Origin of the sequence: Pigmentiphaga sp. CHJ604, from assembly GCF_036972535.1 — a bacterium.
In the GTDB taxonomy this organism is placed as follows: Bacteria; Pseudomonadota; Gammaproteobacteria; order Burkholderiales; family Burkholderiaceae_B; genus Pigmentiphaga; species Pigmentiphaga daeguensis.
This window is the reverse complement of sequence record NZ_CP136998.1, coordinates 352,538-369,970: the sequence shown is the minus strand read 5'-3', so window position 1 is coordinate 369,970 and position 17,433 is coordinate 352,538. Positions and strand designations below refer to the sequence as shown.

General features: G+C 63.1%; 14 protein-coding genes. 10 read left to right on the top strand and 4 right to left on the bottom strand.

Features of this window, described 5'->3' with window-relative positions:
- The first annotated feature begins 28 nt into the window (after window positions 1–28).
- Genes R4823_RS01865 through R4823_RS01840 form a run of 6 tightly spaced genes read left to right on the top strand, consistent with a single transcriptional unit; the run spans window position 29 to window position 7,955 of the window.
- Complete coding sequence (locus R4823_RS01865; RefSeq protein WP_132979781.1) at window positions 29–1,807, top strand: N-6 DNA methylase; 1,779 nt, start codon at window positions 29–31, stop codon at window positions 1,805–1,807.
- Window positions 1,807–3,780, top strand: coding sequence for a restriction endonuclease subunit S (locus R4823_RS01860; RefSeq protein ID WP_132979780.1), 1,974 nt, complete (start codon window positions 1,807–1,809; stop codon window positions 3,778–3,780). Before R4823_RS01865 ends, R4823_RS01860 begins: the two co-directional genes overlap by 1 nt.
- 1 nt (window position 3,781) lies before the next feature.
- Complete coding sequence (locus R4823_RS01855; RefSeq protein WP_338617161.1) at window positions 3,782–5,572, top strand: AAA family ATPase; 1,791 nt, start codon at window positions 3,782–3,784, stop codon at window positions 5,570–5,572.
- Entirely contained in the window at window positions 5,569–6,426 is an 858-nt protein-coding gene (locus R4823_RS01850; RefSeq protein ID WP_132979777.1) for a hypothetical protein, read from the top strand. The genes R4823_RS01855 and R4823_RS01850 overlap by 4 nt, the downstream gene beginning before the upstream one ends.
- A 9-nt stretch (window positions 6,427–6,435) precedes the next feature.
- Entirely contained in the window at window positions 6,436–7,242 is an 807-nt protein-coding gene (locus R4823_RS01845) for an ATP-binding protein (RefSeq protein WP_338617158.1), read from the top strand.
- On the top strand, window positions 7,239–7,955 hold the full coding sequence (locus R4823_RS01840) for a Fic family protein (RefSeq protein ID WP_207958632.1): 717 nt from the start codon (window positions 7,239–7,241) through the stop codon (window positions 7,953–7,955). Before R4823_RS01845 ends, R4823_RS01840 begins: the two co-directional genes overlap by 4 nt.
- A 173-nt stretch (window positions 7,956–8,128) precedes the next feature.
- Here the strand turns inward: R4823_RS01840 and R4823_RS01835 are convergent, their stop codons facing one another.
- Both R4823_RS01835 and R4823_RS01830 read right to left on the bottom strand, forming a co-directional pair.
- A complete protein-coding gene (locus tag R4823_RS01835) occupies window positions 8,129–9,628 on the bottom strand; it encodes an aldehyde dehydrogenase (protein ID WP_338617156.1) in 1,500 nt (499 codons plus the stop codon).
- Window positions 9,629–9,639: 11 nt separating this feature from the next.
- The gene (locus R4823_RS01830) at window positions 9,640–10,848 is read right to left on the bottom strand and encodes an FAD-dependent monooxygenase (protein WP_338617155.1); all 1,209 of its coding nucleotides are present in this window, start codon (window positions 10,846–10,848) and stop codon (window positions 9,640–9,642) included.
- Window positions 10,849–11,071: 223 nt separating this feature from the next.
- Here R4823_RS01830 and sigJ point away from each other — a divergent pair, with 223 nt between their 5' ends.
- Window positions 11,072–11,956 carry an RNA polymerase sigma factor SigJ gene (sigJ, locus tag R4823_RS01825; protein ID WP_338617154.1) on the top strand — a complete coding sequence of 295 codons (885 nt, stop codon included), beginning with the start codon at window positions 11,072–11,074 and terminating at the stop codon, window positions 11,954–11,956.
- A gap of 98 nt (window positions 11,957–12,054) precedes the next feature.
- A complete protein-coding gene (locus R4823_RS01820; protein ID WP_132979776.1) occupies window positions 12,055–12,537 on the top strand; it encodes an LEA type 2 family protein in 483 nt (160 codons plus the stop codon).
- Window positions 12,538–12,547: 10 nt separating this feature from the next.
- Here the strand turns inward: R4823_RS01820 and R4823_RS01815 are convergent, their stop codons facing one another.
- Window positions 12,548–13,192 carry a TetR/AcrR family transcriptional regulator gene (locus R4823_RS01815; RefSeq protein WP_132979775.1) on the bottom strand — a complete coding sequence of 215 codons (645 nt, stop codon included), beginning with the start codon at window positions 13,190–13,192 and terminating at the stop codon, window positions 12,548–12,550.
- 100 nt (window positions 13,193–13,292) lie between these two features.
- Between R4823_RS01815 and R4823_RS01810 the strand changes: the two genes are divergently transcribed.
- Window positions 13,293–13,715, top strand: a complete 423-nt coding sequence (locus tag R4823_RS01810; RefSeq protein ID WP_087838455.1) for a VOC family protein — start codon at window positions 13,293–13,295, stop codon at window positions 13,713–13,715.
- Window positions 13,716–13,726: 11 nt separating this feature from the next.
- Here R4823_RS01810 and R4823_RS01805 read toward each other — a convergent pair whose 3' ends face one another.
- Window positions 13,727–16,225 carry a membrane-bound PQQ-dependent dehydrogenase, glucose/quinate/shikimate family gene (locus R4823_RS01805; protein ID WP_338617153.1) on the bottom strand — a complete coding sequence of 833 codons (2,499 nt, stop codon included), beginning with the start codon at window positions 16,223–16,225 and terminating at the stop codon, window positions 13,727–13,729.
- 152 nt (window positions 16,226–16,377) lie between these two features.
- On the opposite strand from R4823_RS01805, the gene R4823_RS01800 reads away from it, so the two are divergent.
- Complete coding sequence (locus R4823_RS01800; protein ID WP_087838457.1) at window positions 16,378–17,433, top strand: DUF5924 family protein; 1,056 nt, start codon at window positions 16,378–16,380, stop codon at window positions 17,431–17,433.

The following is a 17,433-nucleotide window of genomic DNA, read 5'->3' as shown; positions in this document are numbered from 1 at the left end:
TCAGGCCACGCACATCGAGAACGACAAGATGAATCTCAGCAGCACCATCAAATCCATTCAGGACATCATGCGCAAGGATGATGGCGTTGACGGTGACGCCCAACGCCTCGGCCAGCTCACCTGGATGCTCTTCCTCAAGGTATTCGACCAACGCGAAGAAGAATGGGAAGACGACAATACCGACTACCAGTCCCCGCTGCCTGAGCGCTTCCGCTGGCGCAACTGGGCGGCATACAAAGCCGATGCCGATGGCAAGAAAAAGCCGCAGATTGCAGGCAGCGAGTTGATCAGCTTCGTCAATAACGACCTGTTCCCCGCACTCAAAGACCAGATCGACGCTGACCGCAGCCCTCAGCACAAGGTCATCCGCGAGGTCTTTCGTGATGCCAACAACTACATGAAGTCCGGCCCGCAAATGCTGGCTGTGATCGAAAAGCTGGAAGAAGCCATCAACTTCCACGACTTCAAAACCCGCGCCAATCTGGGTGATGTCTACGAGCAAATGCTCAACGACCTGCGCGGCGCGGGCAATGCGGGCGAGTTCTACACCCCGCGCGCCATCACCGCTTTCATGGCTGATCGCGTCAACCCACGCCTGGACAAGCGCGAAACCGTGATGGACCCGGCCTGTGGCACTGGCGGCTTCTTGACTGCTGCTATCGACCACTTTCGCAACCAGCTCACCACCAAGTCCAGCGCCGAAGACAAGCGTGCCATTGAAGACCTGATCCACGGCATCGAGAAGAAGCAGCTGCCCCACTTGCTGTGCACCACCAACATGCTGTTGCACGGCATCGACGTGCCTAGCCAGATCGAGCACAAGAATACTTTGGGCATCGGCTGGAACGAATGGAGCGCCAACGACAAGGTCGATTGCATCATCACCAACCCGCCGTTTGGCGGTTATGAGGACGATGGCGTCGGCAGTGACTACCCGGCCGACCTGCGCACCCGCGAAACCGCCGACATGTTCATGGCACTTATCATCAAGAAGTTGCTGAAAGAAAACGGTCGCGCCGCCGTGGTGCTGCCCGATGGCTTTCTGTTTGGCGACGGCATCAAAGGCACGCTCAAAAAACTGCTGCTGCGCGACTGCAAGCTGCACACCATCATCCGTCTGCCCAAGGGTGTGTTCGCGCCGTACACCACCATCAAGACCAACTTGCTGTTCTTTACCAAGGGCAGCACGGTGGATGACGGTACCGAGCACTTCCACACCGACACCATTTGGTTCTACGAGCACCCCTACCCACCGGGCTACAAGAGCTACTCCAAAACCAAGCCCATCCGGCTGGAGGAATTCAAGCCTGAGCAAGACTGGTGGGGAGATGAGGCAAACGACTTTGCCGACCGCGTGGAAAACGAATTCGCCTGGAAGGTGGATTTCAAGACCAGGCGTGAACAGGCTGAAGCCGCTGCACAACCGCATTGGCAACGCGCCGAAGAACTGAACAACCAGGCTGCTGCACTGGAGGCCGAGGCCCGCGACTTGCGCACCAGCCTGGTCGGTAGCACCGACGCCACCTACCGCGAAAAGATCGACGCCCAGATTGCTGAGCTACGTGCCAAAGCCGAACCACTGCGCCTGCAAGCACGCGATGCGCAAGCGGCAGGCGATCGCCTCTACTGGCCTATCTTCAACCTCGACCTGAAAAACCCGAACGCTCCGGAAGAAGAAACCCACGATCCCGACGTGCTGCTGGAGAAATACAAAAAACTGCTGGGCGAGATTGAAGAGACCGAAAACCAGCTCAAGAGCGAATTAGCTGCCGCGCTGGCGCATCACTTCGTGAGTGAGGATGCCTGATGGATGCGCAGCAGTTTTTGGCGGAGTTCGGGCATATTGCCAATGCGCCGGGGGGCGTAGAGAGGTTGCGGGAGTTGGTGCTGCATCTTGCTGTATCAGGCGATCTGACAGTTACGGAATCACCTGTTGATGCAGCACCTTTACTCGACTCTATTGCAAGGCAGAAACAAGGTCACAGGGAAAAGAAAAAAGTCATTTCAAAGCAATCTTCTATTTCGCGTGAGGTTGTCAAAGCTCCGCCCCACTGGGCTGTTTGCCGCTTGGGCGACTTGGCATTGACTGTAACTGGTGGTGGAACACCGTCCAAAAATAACCCCGCTTATTGGGGGGGAGGTATTCCTTGGGCGAGCGTGAAGGATTTGAAGGAGCTGAAGTTCCTGGATGGCACAGAAGACCACATCACGAAAGAAGGGCTAGAGAACAGCTCTTCAAACCTGATTCCACCTGGCCGAGTAATCGTTTGCACGCGTATGGGTCTTGGCAAGGTTGCAATTAACCGTGTTGCAATTGCAATCAACCAAGACCTGAAGGCATTGGAATTGCCGAAGGAAGTAAACGCCGATTTCTTCTTGATTCTTTATCGAACTCGTCAGGTAACAGGCACTGGAACAACAGTTTCTGGTATCAAGCAGGATCAGTTATTGGCGTTGCCCGCTGTGTTGCCGCCAGTCAAAGAACAAACCCGCATCGTCGCCAAAGTCGATGAGCTGATGGCCCTTTGCGACAAGCTGGAAGCGCAACAGAAAGCCCGCCGCAAACTGCAAAACGCGTTGCGCCAGTTCACCCTGCAAGCCGTCGCTAACAGCCAAAGCCCGCATGAACTGCAAACTAATTGGGCGCGCCTAGCCGACAATTTCGGGGGACTGTTTCATGCACAGGAGGATGTGGCGACGTTCAAGGGCTTGGTCCTTGACTTAGCAGTGAGTGGCGAATTACTGAACGTTGAGCATCGCCATGCTGCTACGGGTGCCGACTTGCTCGACGCCATCGCAGCGAAGCGCATTGAATGGTCACGGGAATCAGAGGGACAGGAGAAGAAAGAAGCTTTAGCGATGCTGAAAAAGCTCCGTATTCAGCAAGTAAATATTCCAGAAGATCGATTGCCCGAGCACTGGGCATGGGCGTCACTGCTTGAGGTTTCACAAGTCATTATTGACTGTGACCACAAGACACCGGCCTACTCTGACAGCGGAATTCACCTTATTCGCACTACTGACATTCGCAATGGTGAAATGCGGCTTGATGCCACAAAAAAGGTTTCTAGGGAAAGCTATCTTGCTCGTTCGCGACGATTAACTCCGCAGGCTGGGGACATATTTTTCACGCGCGAAGCCCCGATGGGTGAGGCTGCAATAGTTCCTAATGGGCATGTTGTCTGCCTTGGCCAGCGGCTCATGCTCATCAGGCTTTTTACCGAGTTGTTTAGCAACAGATTCCTCATTTACGTAATTCAAAGCCCGAGCTTTCAAAAACGATTGCAGGCATCGGCCATCGGCATGACGGTGAAGCACATAAATGTTGGTGATGTCGAAAATCTAGTGCTTCCGGTTCCACCCAAGGCAGAACAAGATCGAATTGTTGCAATCGTCGATGGGCTTTTCCGCATGTGTGATCACTACGCAGATCAACTTTCCCGAAAACAGCGCATAGCGACCAATCTTGCTGCTAGCGCGGTTGCCAGTCTCACCGGCATCGCCATCGAACAAGAAGAGGAACCCATGAAAGCCCCGCAAACCGAGTTGATTGCCCCGCTGCGCTTGGGCACCACCCCCGACATCAAAGCGCAAGCTCCGCTGGCAACCATTCTGGTCCGTCACCGCGGCGAAATGAGCGCAAAGGACTTGTGGCAGCGCTACGGCGGCGAGATTGATGCTTTTTACGCTCAACTGAAAATCGAAGTGGCACATGGCTGGATTCAGGAACCCGCGCCCGCTGAAGTGCGCGAGAAGCCAGTCGATACGGTGAGCGTCTGATATGCAACTCCTGCGCGTCCGCATCCCCGTTTTTCGCAACCTGCGTGATCTCGACATTGCCTTCGACTCGCACTTGCCGCCCACTGCTGGCGCAGCAGCCGATACGCCGCGCAAGCCCATTCGCAGCCACGCGCTGATCGGGCAAAACGGCACCGGAAAATCGAATCTGATCGAGGCGCTGATAACCATCTTTCGCGACGTGGATCTGGATCGCGAAGCGGCCTTCGATTACACACTGGAATACAGCATCCGTGACCATACGGTGCACATTGAGGCGGATACCTCCAAGCAGAAGCGCCCCTATGTATGGGTGGACGACAAGATCGAATCGCAGGGCTACTTGCTGAAGAACCGCGAACTGCTGCCGGCGCACATTTTTGCCTATTACTCGGGTCGCAACGAACGCATCGAGGCGCTGTTTCAAGAGCATCAGCGCCGCTTCAACCAGCGCCAGGAAATCACCACCGACGAGGTGTTACCCGAACATCTGTTGGAAAACTTTACCGGATCGGAGTCGGATATTCGCGCGGTGGAAGAAGCCAAACGCCGCCGCGAGGCGCGACTAAAGCAAGCGGGCGACGATCGCTTGCGTCGCTTGTTTTACTGCCGTGGCGGGCATAGCCAACTGGTGCTGCTGGCCTGTTTGCTGTCCGACGACCCGGTATTCCAGAAGGTGTTGAAGAACCTGCATATCGAGTCGCTGGAATCCGCGCTGTTCGTGCTGAAGGAACCACACCGTCTACGCGAGAAGCGCCGAAGCGGCAAGTTCGACGAGCAGGAGCTGAACGAGGGCGATCCACGCTTCTGGTATGCGCGTGGGAATGTTGTCAGCGAGTTTCTCGACAAACTCTGGCAAGTATCCTGGGCGCCTATTGAGCAGGAGGCGACCAAACAGATCGATTTCCGTGGCCGCACCGAAAAACAGAAGCAGTTGTATCTGTTCGTGCCAAATCAGGACAAGCTCAAGCAGCTGGGCGAACTCGTCGGCAGCACCGACAGCTTTTTCCGCTATGCCGAAGGCGCTTACATCGGCGACCTGATTGACGAGGTGCGCATCACGGTCAAGAAGCGCGATGAACACGGCGGCAAGGTGAGCTTTACGCATTTGTCGGAAGGCGAACTGCAAATGCTCACCGTGCTGGGCCTGATGCGCATCACTCGCGAAGATCACTGCCTGTTCCTGCTCGACGAACCAGACACCCACCTTAACCCGATCTGGAAGCTGCGCTATTTCGATGACATCGAAGGCGTGTTGGGCGATGTCCATGCCGGTGGGTTCGACAGTACTGCGTTTGATAGCGGTGCCTTTGATTCCACCGCCGGACAATCGCAAATCCTGATCACCACCCACGACCCGATGATGGTGGGTAGCCTCAAGCGCGAGCAGGTGCACATCCTGCGCCGCGATGGTGCTCGTACGGTCGTCGATGTGCCCGATGAACACCCACAAGGCATGGGTGTGACCGGGCTGCTGAAAAGTGAATTGTTTGGCTTGTCATCCACGCTGGACATCGAAACCGAGAGACGCTTATTCCGGCGCAATGAACTATTCGTGAAATCTCCACGCACGGTGGAGGAGGATGCGGAGCTGAGTCGTTTGTCTGCTGAATTGGCTGATCTAGGGTTTTCGACCGCTGATTTCCGCGACCCGGATTACGCGCTCTTTGTACGCAAAATGGCGCAGCACCGCCGCTTCCGCAAGCCAACCCTTACGCCACAGGAACGGGCCGAGCAGGATGCGATTGCCGATTCCATCATCGACGAAATCTTGCGCGAGGAGGATAGCCGGTGATCTTCATTGATCTGGAAAACAAGTTGCCGACCGATACCGATATCCCACACTGGACACCGTGGACTCAAGCGCAGTGGGATGCCTGGATGGCGAAATCCGCCCAATTGGTGGAGGATTTGGCTGCGTTGGACACAGCTGGTAAGCGCGACGAGCGCAACGCACTGATTGATGCGAATAGTGCGCACTGGGGCGCTTTGAAGGAATGGCTGTTGGCTCTGTCGGCGGGGAAATGCTGGTTTTCGGAAGTGCGTGAGTTGTACTCGCACTATGACGTTGAACACTTTCGTCCCAAGAAAGAAGCCAAGGCACTGGATGCCAGCCTGCGGGATGGCTATTGGTGGCTGGCCTTCGACTACATGAACTTCCGTGTCTGCGGCAATGTCGGTAACCGCAAAAAAGGCGGATGGTTTCCGCTCAAGGACGGCTCTTTGTGCTCCACCGCCGCCGCTCGCTGTGAGGAATCGGAAACACGCTATCTGCTCGACCCGATTGATGATGATGACGTTGCGCTAATTGCTTTCGACGAAGAGGGCAAGGTTATTCCCATTCCAGGTTCCTCCGCGTGGGAACAAGAGCGTGTCATCGAAACAGTTAAGCGGCTCAAACTCAATGAGCATGCTCCGTTGGCAGAAGCGCGCCGCAAGGTATGGCAACAAGTGGATAGGTTGATCGACGACTTTACAAAAGCCAAGGCCCGATGTGGCGCAGGCAATAACCCAGCAGCCAAGGCAAAACTAGCCGAGGTTCGCACGAAGGTGCGCAAGATGACGAATCCTGCCGCAGAGCTGTCAGCGGTCGCTCGCTGGTGCCTGCTGGTGCGCAATGATCCACAACTTTCTAGACTGGTCGGGTGAGCGGTTGATATGAACAAACTCCCCCTCAACCTCAACGACCTGCTGCGCCAACGCACGGTCGAGGGCGAGCGCATCGAGTACAAGGCCGGCAGGAACCCGGACGCGATCATCCGCACCCTATGCGCCTTCGCCAACGACTTCGAGAATTTGGGCGGTGGCTACGTGGTGATCGGGCAGGACTGCGATACCAACGGCCAGCCCATCTTTCCGCCGGTCGGCCTGCCCGACAACCCGCTCGACAAAATCCAGCGCGAACTGCTGGCGCACTGCCAGTTGATCCAACCGCCGTATTTCCCGGTGTTGAGCATCGAAGTGGTCGAGGGTCGCAACCTGATCGTGCTGCAAGCGCCGGGCGGGCAGACGCGTCCCTACAAAGCGCCGGAAGCTGTCACGGCAAGCAAGAAAACCTGGCGCTATTACATCCGCCGCTACAGCAGCACGGTCGAGGCCAAGGGCGACACCGAACAGGAATTGCTGAGCCTGGCGGCCAAGGTTCCATTCGACGACCGCTTCAACCAGTTCGCGCGTGTCGATGATCTGTCCAAGCCCTTGATGCAAGGTTTCTTGGAGGAAATTGGCAGTGCGCTGGCGGCGGACACGCCGGTGCTCTCTACCGAGGCGTTGGGACGGCAGATGAATGTAGCGGGTGGCCCTAACCGAATCGCCTTGGCCCAAGAACGTGGGGCTGCTGTTTTTCAACGAAACGCCGGAGCGGTTCTTCCCCGGTGTGCAGATCGACGTGGTCTGGTTCCCAGAAGGGCGCGGGCGGCGACCGTTTCGACGAGAAAATCTTCAAGGGGCCGCTGGCACGGATGACGCGCGAGGCGCTGGGCTACATCCAGCGCAACTTTCTGTGCGAGACGGTCATCAAGCATCCTGACCGTGCCGAAGCCACGCGGGTCTGGAATTTCCCGTTCGCCGCCATCGAAGAGGCCGTGGTCAACGCGGTCTATCACCGTTCCTACGAGGAGCGCGAGCCCATCGAGGTGCGCATCAGCAACGATGAACTAACCGTCCTCAGCTTCCCAGGCCCGGATCGGTCGATCAGGATGGAAGACCTGAATGCAGGCCGTGCGGTCAGCCGGCGATACCACAACCGTCGCATCGGCGAGTTCCTGAAGGCGCTGGACATGACCGAGGGACGCTCCACCGGCATTCCGAAAATCCTGAAGGAAATGGCGGCCAACGGCTCGCCCGCGCCGCTGTTCGAGACGGATGACGACCGGCTTTCGTTCGTGATCCGGCTGCCGAGGCATCCGCTGGCGCTTGTTCCGACCCTGGAAGTCACCGGGGAAGTCGAGCGCCTGCTGCGTGTTCTGGCCGGAGAGATGTCCCGGCAGCAGTTGCAGGAGGGGTTGGCGCTCAAGCACGAGGATTATTTCCGCAAGGCCTACCTGCTCCCGGCCCTTGCATCAGAACTGGTCGAAATGACCCTGCCCGACAAGCCGCGCAGCAGCAAACAGCGATACCGGCTGACGGATGCAGGACGGCGCTGGCTGGCGCCGCGGCCCGATGACAGTTCGGGCTAGGCCCGGGCCGTCATGCGCCCAGGAACGCCATGACTTGAACGCGACGGCTCCCACGTGACCCTTGCTCCAATCCCGCCAAGGGATGCCCCTACAAGGCGCAAACATAACGTCCTGTCATACCGAAGCTTTTCAAGCCGAGCCCATGGCCTGGAAAGCTTGACAGCGGACATTTTTCATGTCCCCAGGCGTGGGATGGACGGCGGCACCGTGGGCAGCATGACCGTCTTCTCGAAGGTATAGAACTTCATGCTGGACTCGCCGCCCTCCCGGCCGTAGCCCGATGCCTTGATGCCGCCGAAGGGCGCGCGCAGGTCACGCGTCATGGGCGTGTTGACCCACACCATGCCGGCCCGGATCTCCGACAGCGCGCGCATCACCGTGGGCTGGTGGTCGCTCCATACATACGACACCAGGCCGAACTCGCTGTCGTTCGCGATGGCGTAGGCCTCGTCCTGCGTATCGAACGGGACGATGGTCGCGAAGGGTCCGAAGATCTCCTCGCGGCAGACACGCGCCGTGTTGTCCCGCGCCAATACCGCCGTCGGCTGGAAATAGAAGCCCGGTTCCAGTTCCTCGACCGTCGCGCCGCCGCACAGCAGCTGCGCGCCATCGGCGCGGGCGATGTCCACGTAGCCGGCCACTCGTTGCCGGTGCGCCTGGAACGCCAGCGGCCCGATCTCGGTGGCCGGGTCCAGCGGGCTGCCTATGCGCAGCCGGCGGGCGCGCTGCGCGAAGGCGTCGACGAAGCGGTCCAGCACCGCCCGCTGTACCAGGATGCGCGAACCGGCCAGGCACTGCTGGCCGTTGTTCGAGAAAATGCCGACCAGCGCGCCGTCCAACGCGCGGTTCAGGTCGGCCGATTCGAAGACGATGTTGGCCGACTTGCCGCCCAGTTCCAGCGACAGGGGCTTGAGCCCTTCGCCGGCGCTGGCCGAGATCCGCCGTGCCGTCTGCGTGCCGCCCGTGAACGACACCAGGTCCACCTGCGGATGCGCCACCAGGGCTTCGCCCGTGACGCCGCCCCGGCCGTTGACCAGGTTGACGACGCCCGGCGGCACGCCTGCTTCCACCAGCAGTTCCATGAAGCGCGCGACCGCCAGCGGCGTGACCTCGGACGGCTTGCAGACGCAGCTGTTGCCGAACGCGATGGCGCCGGCGATCTTCATCGACGTCAGGGCCAGCGGCGCGTTCCACGGGCCGATCAGCGCCGCCACGCCCACCGGCTCGCGCAGCACCAGCGTCAGGTACCCGTCCGTCTGGCCGTGCAGCTTCTCGGCATGCTGGCCCAGGAACTCCGCGAAAAAGCGGAAGTTGTAGGCGGTACGGGGAATCTGGCCCTTTTGCAGGTGGCGCATGGGAATGCCGGAGTTCATGCACTCCAGGTAGGCCAGTTCGTCGCGATGCAGGTCGACCAGGTCGGCCACCCTGCGCATCACGGCCTGCCGGGCCTCGACCGGCAGCCTACGCCAGCGCCCGTCCTCGAAAGCGGCCCGGGCAGACCGCACCGCGGCATCGACCTCGTCCGCCGGCGCCTCGACCAGGGTCGAGATGCGCCGCGCGTCGCCGGGGAAGATCACCGGCAGCTCGTATCCGGCCGAACGCGTGCAGCGGCCGTCGATGAAACTCGTTACTTGCTCGCGGATGGGGAATTCGGCCGGCGCGGGTTGCTTCATGTCGTTCCGTGCTATCCGATCGCGGCCGCTTCGCGCAGGCTCAGGATCATCGAGGTTTCGAGCAGGTACTCGCGGGCCAGGCGCGGATCGTCCGCCTTGCGCTTCAAGTCCTCCAGCGTCGCGCGGCGTTGCGCCTCCCCGCGCTCCTGCATGCGGGCGCGGTTACGGCCGGACTGCTGCAATACGTGCTTGATCGCGATCGGGCGGCGCTGGCGCTCGTATTGCCCCAGCAGCGCATCGCTTTCGCCCGCATAGATGCGGCGCAGCTTGTCGGTAAGGTTGAAGGCGTCGTGGATGCCGCCGTTCATGCCCATGCCGCCGCTGGGGCTGTTGATGTGGGCGGCGTCGCCGGCCAGCACGATGCGGCCGTTGACATAGGTGTTCACGACCCGCTGGTGGATGCGGTAGGGCCGGATCTCCATCACCTCGTAGGCCTGTTCGCGCGGCAGGACGTGTTGCAGTTTCTTCTGGATGGACTCGGGCTGGAGGGCGTCGTCGATCGACTCGCCTTCCCACGGGTACAGGCTGACCCGCCAGAGGCCGGGAAGCCGCAGCAGGCTGAAGGTGCCGGTCGAGGCCCAGCAATAGTTGATGTAGGACAGCGTGGGAATGTGCTCGTGGAACGGAAAGCGGGTGGTGGCCAGCACCGTGGTCTCGGGAAAGGTCAGTCCCTCGAAGCTCAGGTCCAGCGCGGCCCGCACCATGCTGCGGGCGCCGTCGGCCGCGATCAGGTAGCGCCCCGTCAGTTCCTGGCGCTCGCCGCCGGGCCGCTCCACCGTGACGCGCACCGAGTCCGCGTCCTGCGACACCTCCACGCACGGGTGCCCCATCAGCACCCGCACCGCCGGCAGCTTTTCCCGGATGTGGGCCAGCAGCAGCTCGGACAGTTTCCATTGTTCGGTCTGCAGGCGATAGGGATGCGGGGTCTCGTCCTTGAGCACCGACAGGTCGAATTCGGCGAATTCGCCCGTCTCGTGCATGCGCACCTGCCAGGTGGGGGCGACCAGCCCGGCTTCGATCAACCCGGGCGTGATACCGTACTCGTCCAGCATCTCCAGCGTCGGGGGGTGGAAGGTCGAGGCCTTCAAGGCGCGCGACACCTGTTCCTCGGCTTCTACGACCACGACCGGAATGCCGTAATGGCCCAGCCGCATCGCCGCGACCAGGCCCACGGGGCCGCCGCCTACAATAATGACCTGCTCGGGGGTCCCGGTGCTCACACGCTACCTCGTTTCGGTTATCGACGCTTTTCGAGCCATTTCACATTTATTCTATTGACCTGTCAATAGGACAATTAAACCATCCGATCCGGCGTTCCGGACGGTGTCGCACGGGACGTCACAAACCGGCGGGCTCGTTCGTCACAAGGAGATCGCGGCGATATCAACCTCTGGAGCCGGCTCCAGGTATCGATGCACTGATGGGTCCGCTCGGGAATGAATCATGGACATGATGACGGGTGATGGGACGGAGATCTTCGAAGCACGGCGGCGGTTCCTGTTCGGGCTGGCCTACCGCATGCTGGGCACGCGGGCGGATGCCGAGGATGCCGTGCAGGAGACCTTCATCAAGTGGATGCACGCGGATCGCGGCGCGATCGCGAATCCCGCGGCGTGGCTGACCAGCATCTGCACCAACCTGTGCGTGGACATGCTGCGCGCGGCGCACCGGACGCGGGTGGACTACGTGGGTTCGTGGCTGCCCGAGCCCATCCATACCCGCGAGGACGACACGCCGGAGTCGCGGCTGGAACTGGCCTCGTCGCTGACCACGGCCTTCCTGCTGGTGCTGGAGCGGCTCACGCCCAAGGAGCGCGCCGCGTACCTGCTGCACGAGATCTTCGACACCCCCTATCCGGACATCGCCGCCACGCTGGGCATGCAGGAAAGCGCCTGCCGCAAGCTGGTCTCGCGGGCGCGCGAGGCGGTCGAGTCCAGCAAGGTCCGCCACGCCACGCCGGCCGAACGCCAGGAACAGTTGCTGTCGGCCTTCCAGGACGCCATCAATGGCCATGGCACGGGGCCGCTGGCTGCCCTGCTGTCGGACGATGTCCGCTTCTCGTCGGACGGCGGCGGCAAGGCCACCACGCTGCAGCAGGAACTGATGGGCAAGATGTCGGTGATGCGCTTCGTCGAACGCGGCCTGATACGGTTCTGGCGGGGCATGGACTGGATCGTGGCCGACATCAGCGGCGCCAGGGGCGTGCTGCTGCGCGAGAACGGCGTGATCATCGGCGCGTTGACCTTCGCCTACGGCGAAAACGGCGCGGTGTCCAATATTTACCTGATGCGCAACCCGGACAAGCTCGCCCGTTTCCAGGGCCTGTGAGGCGGCTCTTGCAGGCCTTGCGGCAAGAGGTAACAAGTTTTGCGGACCTCGCGCCACGTTCCTAAGATGAAGGCTGCGCAGCTTTCATGGGCACGATCATGCATCTTCCTTCCCCCGGATTTTCGTCGCCGCGCCGGGCCGCCCTGGCCGGCCTGCTGGCGGTGGCGCTGGCCGGCTGCGCCAGCCTGCCCGGCCGCGATCCGCTCAACGTGCAGGTCGCCGGCATCGAACCCCTGCAAGGCCAGGGGCTGGAGATGCGGATGGCGGTCAAGCTGCGGGTCCAGAACCCCAACGACTCCGCGGTGGACTACGACGGCGCCGCGCTGGAACTGGAGTTGAACGGCAAACGCTTCGCGACGGGCGTCAGCAACGAACGCGGCAGCGTGCCCCGCTTCGGCGAGACCGTGCTGACGGTACCGGTATCGGTGTCCGCGCTCAGCGCCATCCGGCAGGCACTGGGCCTGGCCGATGGCTCCAGCCTGGACAACATTCCCTATGTGGTCCGCGGCAAGCTGTCGGGCGGCATGTTCGGCACGACGCGCTTTTCGGACACGGGCAGCCTGAGCCTGCCCGGTTACTGAAGCGAGTCTCCTACAACCCCTTCTCCACCATCTCCAGCAGCCGCTGCCCCACCGCTTCGACCTGCGCGGGACTGAAGCCGCGCAACGGCCCGTCTATCACCAGCATGGCCAGCCCATGGACGGACGACCACGCGAGGTATTCGGCGGCGTGGCGCCGCTCCGGCGTGAGCAGGCCCGCCGCCGCCATGCGATCCAAGGCGGCGCTGAGCAACTGGAACGGATCCAGTCCGCCCCGACCGGCCTTGTCGGCCGGGGGTACGTTCAGCGGCCCGTCGGCCGGGGCGAACGCGGTGCGGAACAGGCCGGGCTCCTTGCTGGCGAAGCTCAGGTAGCCCGCGCCCACCGCGCGCAGGCTGGCGCGGGCGTAGTCGGCGGGCGGGCTGTCGCCGTCCAGCTTGTCGAGCTCGGCTTCCATGGCGGTCGCCAGCGCGGACAGCGCCGCGGCCCGCACCGCCAGCAGCAGGTCTTCCCGGCTGGCGAAATGGCGGTAGGCGGCGTTCGGAACGACGCCGGCGCGGCGGGTGGCTTCGCGCAGCACGATCGCCGACGGGCCGCCCTGGCGGGCAAGCTCGATGCCCGCTTCCAGCAGGGCGCGGCGCAGGTCGCCGTGGCGGTAGGTGCTGCGCGAGGCGGGCGGGGTGACGGCGCTGGTCATGGGAACTCCATGTGGACACTGTACATTATCTCTGATAACTTATGTGTACAGCGTCCACAAACCCATCCCCTTCATCCAGCAGTCAGACGAGGAGACCGTCATGCACATCCAGCCCTATCTGTTCTTCGAAGGCCGGGCCGAGGAAGCGGCCGAGTTCTACGCCAAGGCGCTCGGCGCCCAGGTCACGATGATGCTGCGTTTCAAGGACGGCCCTCCGGCCTCGGGCGACAACGAGAACTGCGCGCCGCCGCCCGGGTCGGAAGACAAGATCATGCACATGTCGCTGCAGATCGGCGATGCCGTCGTGATGGGATCGGACGGCATGTGCAAGGGCCCGGCCGAATTCAAGGGTGTCTCGCTGGCGCTCAGCGTGGCCGACGACGCCGATGCCGAACGCAAGTTCGCGGCCCTGGGCGACGGCGGGACCGTGATCGCGCCGATGACGCCCACCTTCTTCTCGTCGCGCTTCGGCATGGTGACGGACCGCTTCGGCGTGACCTGGATGGTGCAGGTCGCGCCCTGAGGCCGGCCCCGCTACCTCCCGTCTCCGGGCAAGGCGTAGGCGATCACGTAGTCTCCCGCCTTGGTGCCCAGTGAACCGTGGCCGCCGGCCACCACCAGCAGGTACTGGCGGCCGTCGGCACCCGCGTAGGTCATGGGCGTGGCCTGGCCGCCCGCAGGCAGGCGGGCCTCCCACAGTTGCCTGCCGTCGCGCACGTCATAGGCGCGCACGTAGTTGTCCAGCGTTCCCGACAGGAAGGCCACGCCTCCTGCCGTCATGATGGGACCGCCCAGGTTGGGCACGCCCATCCGGAAAGGCAACGGCAAGGGCGAGCTGTCGCGCACGGTGCCGTTCTTGTGTCGCCAGACGATTTCACCGGTACGCAGGTCGGCTCCGGCCACGTAACCCCAGGGCGGCGCCTGGCACGGCAGGCCCAGCGGCGACGTGAAGGCGCTCAGCTTGACGGCGAACGGCGCGCCGAAGTTCTCGTTCAGGGCAGGCAGGCTGTCATTGGGCCGCTCCGAGCCCTGCACGTACAGGCTCTTGTCGTTCTTGCGCGAGACCAGTTGCGAGACGAACGCAAGATAGGTGGGTGTCGTGAAGGCGATCTGGCGCCGCGGATCGACGGCGATCCCGCCCCAGTTGAAGACGCCGAAGTTGCCCGGATAGATCAGCGAGCCCTGCGTGGACGGCGGCGTGTACCGGCCCTCGTAGCGCAGTTGATGGAACCTGATGCGGCAGGCGAGCTGGTCGAACATCGTCGCCCCCCACATGCTGGCGCCGGTCAAGGGCGGCGGGTCGTAGGACAGCGCCGATACCGGTTGCGTGGGCGCGGCCCGGTCTCCCCGCGCGGCGCCCTGGGGCGCCAGCTTCTCGGTAACGGGCAGCAACGGACGCCCCGTGCGGCGGTCCAGCACGTAGAGTTCGCCCTGCTTGGTCGGCTGGACCAGGGCCGGGACGGTCGCGCTCCCCATCGTCAGGTCGATGAGCGTGGGCTGCGCCGGCACGTCGTAGTCCCACAAGTCGTGGTGCACGGTCTGGAACGACCAGCGCACGCGGCCCGTCTCCAGGTCCAGCGCCACCACCGACGACGAGAATTTCTCCGCGCCCTCGCTGCGGTTGCCGCCCCATTGGTCGGGCGGCTGGTTGCCCAGCGGCACGTAGACCATGCCCAGCTCCTCGTCCACGCTGGAGATGGACCAGCTGTTGGGAGAATTGGCCGTATAGGTACGCCCTTCGGCAATGGGCTCGGTGTCCTCGGGGTTGCCCGAATCCCAGTTCCACACGAGCCGGCCCGTGCGTATGTCGAATGCGCGGATCACGCCCGAGGCCTCGTTCACCGAGACGTTGTCCAGCACCGTGCCGCCCACGATGATGAGTCCGCGCGCGACCACCACGGGCGAGGTGGAGTAATAGGAGCCCGGGCGGACGTTGGGCATGTTGCGCCACAGGTCGATCTGCCCGGTGCCGCCGCCGAAGTCGGTGCAGACGCCGCCGCTGTCGGGATCGAGCGCGATGACGCGGCCGTCCGCCGTCGGCATGAACAATTTGGCCGGACAGCGGGCGGAGGTCCTGCCATCGTTCGCGGCCACCGGTTGGCCGGCGGTGGGAGCCGGTCCGTTCGCCGGCGCCGGGGGCGAGGGCGCGGCGGCGGCCGGAGCGGAATCCGGCTGCGCGGCATCGCCGGGATAGTAGGACAGGCCCCGGCAGGTCAGGTGTTGCAGCGCCAGCCTGTCCTGCACGTGCGGGTCGTATCGCCACAGTTCGCGACCGGTGGTCGCGTCCAGCGCGATAACCGACTGGTGAGGCGTGCAAAGGAAGAGCCGATTGCCGATCTTGAGCGGCGTGGCCTGGAAGGTCGTCTCCTCGGGATCGCCTTCCCTGCCCCGGACGTCGCCGGTGCGGAATACCCAGGCCTGCTCCAGGCGCCCGACGTTGGCGGGCGTGATCTGCCCCAGCGCGGAATAGCGCTGCCCGCGGCCGGTTCCGCCATAGGCGGTCCATTCCTCGCCCGCCACCGGTCCCGGCGCGGCGGCGGGCGCTTCTTCCGTGAAGCTGCCGCGCAATTGATGCAGGTCGACGAACCAGGAGACGACGCCGACCGCCAGAAACGACCCCAGCGCCACCGCCAGCCCCGCGCGGGCACGCAACAGCGGTCCCGACGGCGACAGCAGCGCCCCGGTCTCCAGGCTCGGGGGCTCCAGCCTGCGACGTATCCAGGGCGTCAACAGGAACAGGCCCAGCACGAACAGCACGTCGCCGCGCGCGGCCAACGGCCACCAGTCCAGCCCCGACTCCCACAGCGCCCAGGCCAGCGTGCCCAGCACCAGCGCGGCGTAGAGCCAGATCGCCGACACATGGCCCGCGGCCAGGCGGACCCCGCAGACCGCCATCACGATCCCCGCCACGAGGTAGTACCAGGATCCGCCCAGATAGATCAGCCACGCTCCTCCCACCATCAGCGCAATCCCGAGCAGGACGAGCACGGCGCCGGTGGCGATCAGGAGTCCGTAACGCGGTGGAGCTGGCATGGGAGCCTCCTCGGGGCTGGACAGAGGGGGGCGCGTCAACAAGTTTCATGCCCAGCCGCGCCATGCCGGCCCCGTCCCGCCCGGTGCTAAGATTCACGCACCGGTCTGCTCAAGGCCCGCTTCCCGCAGGTGCGGCGCCCGGCACTTTTTGCATGCCCGGCCGGCCTGTCGTGCCTATCTGGAAAACCATCCCTCTTCGCCTCCTCGCGCTGGCCCAGCGCTACCCCGGCACCATCGCGGCCTTCGGCTTCGCTTCCGGGGTGGTCAGCTTTTTCACCGTCGAGCGCCACGAGTCCTTTGCCCGCGTCATTGCCGCAGTCATGCTGCTGAGCTGGATCTGGCTGATGCTCGAGCGCGCGCTGCGACGGCGCATCGCACAGCGCTTCGGGTGGACCATACCCATACCGGTGCTGCGCTACGGCACGCAGATGATCCACCAGGAAGGCCTGTTCTTCGTGCTGCCCTTCCTGTACACCGCCACCACCTGGAACAGCGGCCAGGCGCTGTTCACCGGGCTCGTTGGCGCCGCGGCGCTGATAGCGCTGGTCGATCCGCTGTACTTCCGGTGGCTGTCGACCCGCAGGTGGGTGTTCCTGACCTACCACACCTTCACGCTGTTCGTCGTGCTGCTGACCGCGCTGCCACTGGTCCTGCACATCCCGACGGGCAATAGCTACAAGCTGGCGCTGGGCGTGGCGGTGCTGCTGTCCTTCCCCACGCTGGCCGAGCTGGTTTCGCTGGATGCCCGCTGGCGCAGGTGGGCGGTCGTGGGACTGATGCTGGCGCTCGGCTCGGTGGGATGGCTGCTGCGCCTGTGGGTACCGCCTGCCACGTTGTGGCTGACCGAGGTCGCCATCTCGACCAGCATGGACAGCCTCAACATGAAAGCGGGCGAACGCCTGCGCGCCGTGACGCCCGCCCAGATGCGCGATCAGGGCATCTATGCCTATACCGCGATCAATGCCCCGCTGGGCCTGGAGGAACACATCTACCACGTCTGGCTGCACGACGGACGCGAGGTCGACCGCATCGCGCTGGACATCCGCGGCGGCCGCAAGGAAGGCTACCGGGCCTGGACCCACAAGCAGAATTTTCCCGCCGACTCCGGCGGCCGCTGGCAGGTCAAGGTGGTGACGGACACCGGCCAGATGATAGGCACGCTGCGCTTTCGCGTGGAAGGCGACCAGGAACCGGCCGCGGCGCCCTAG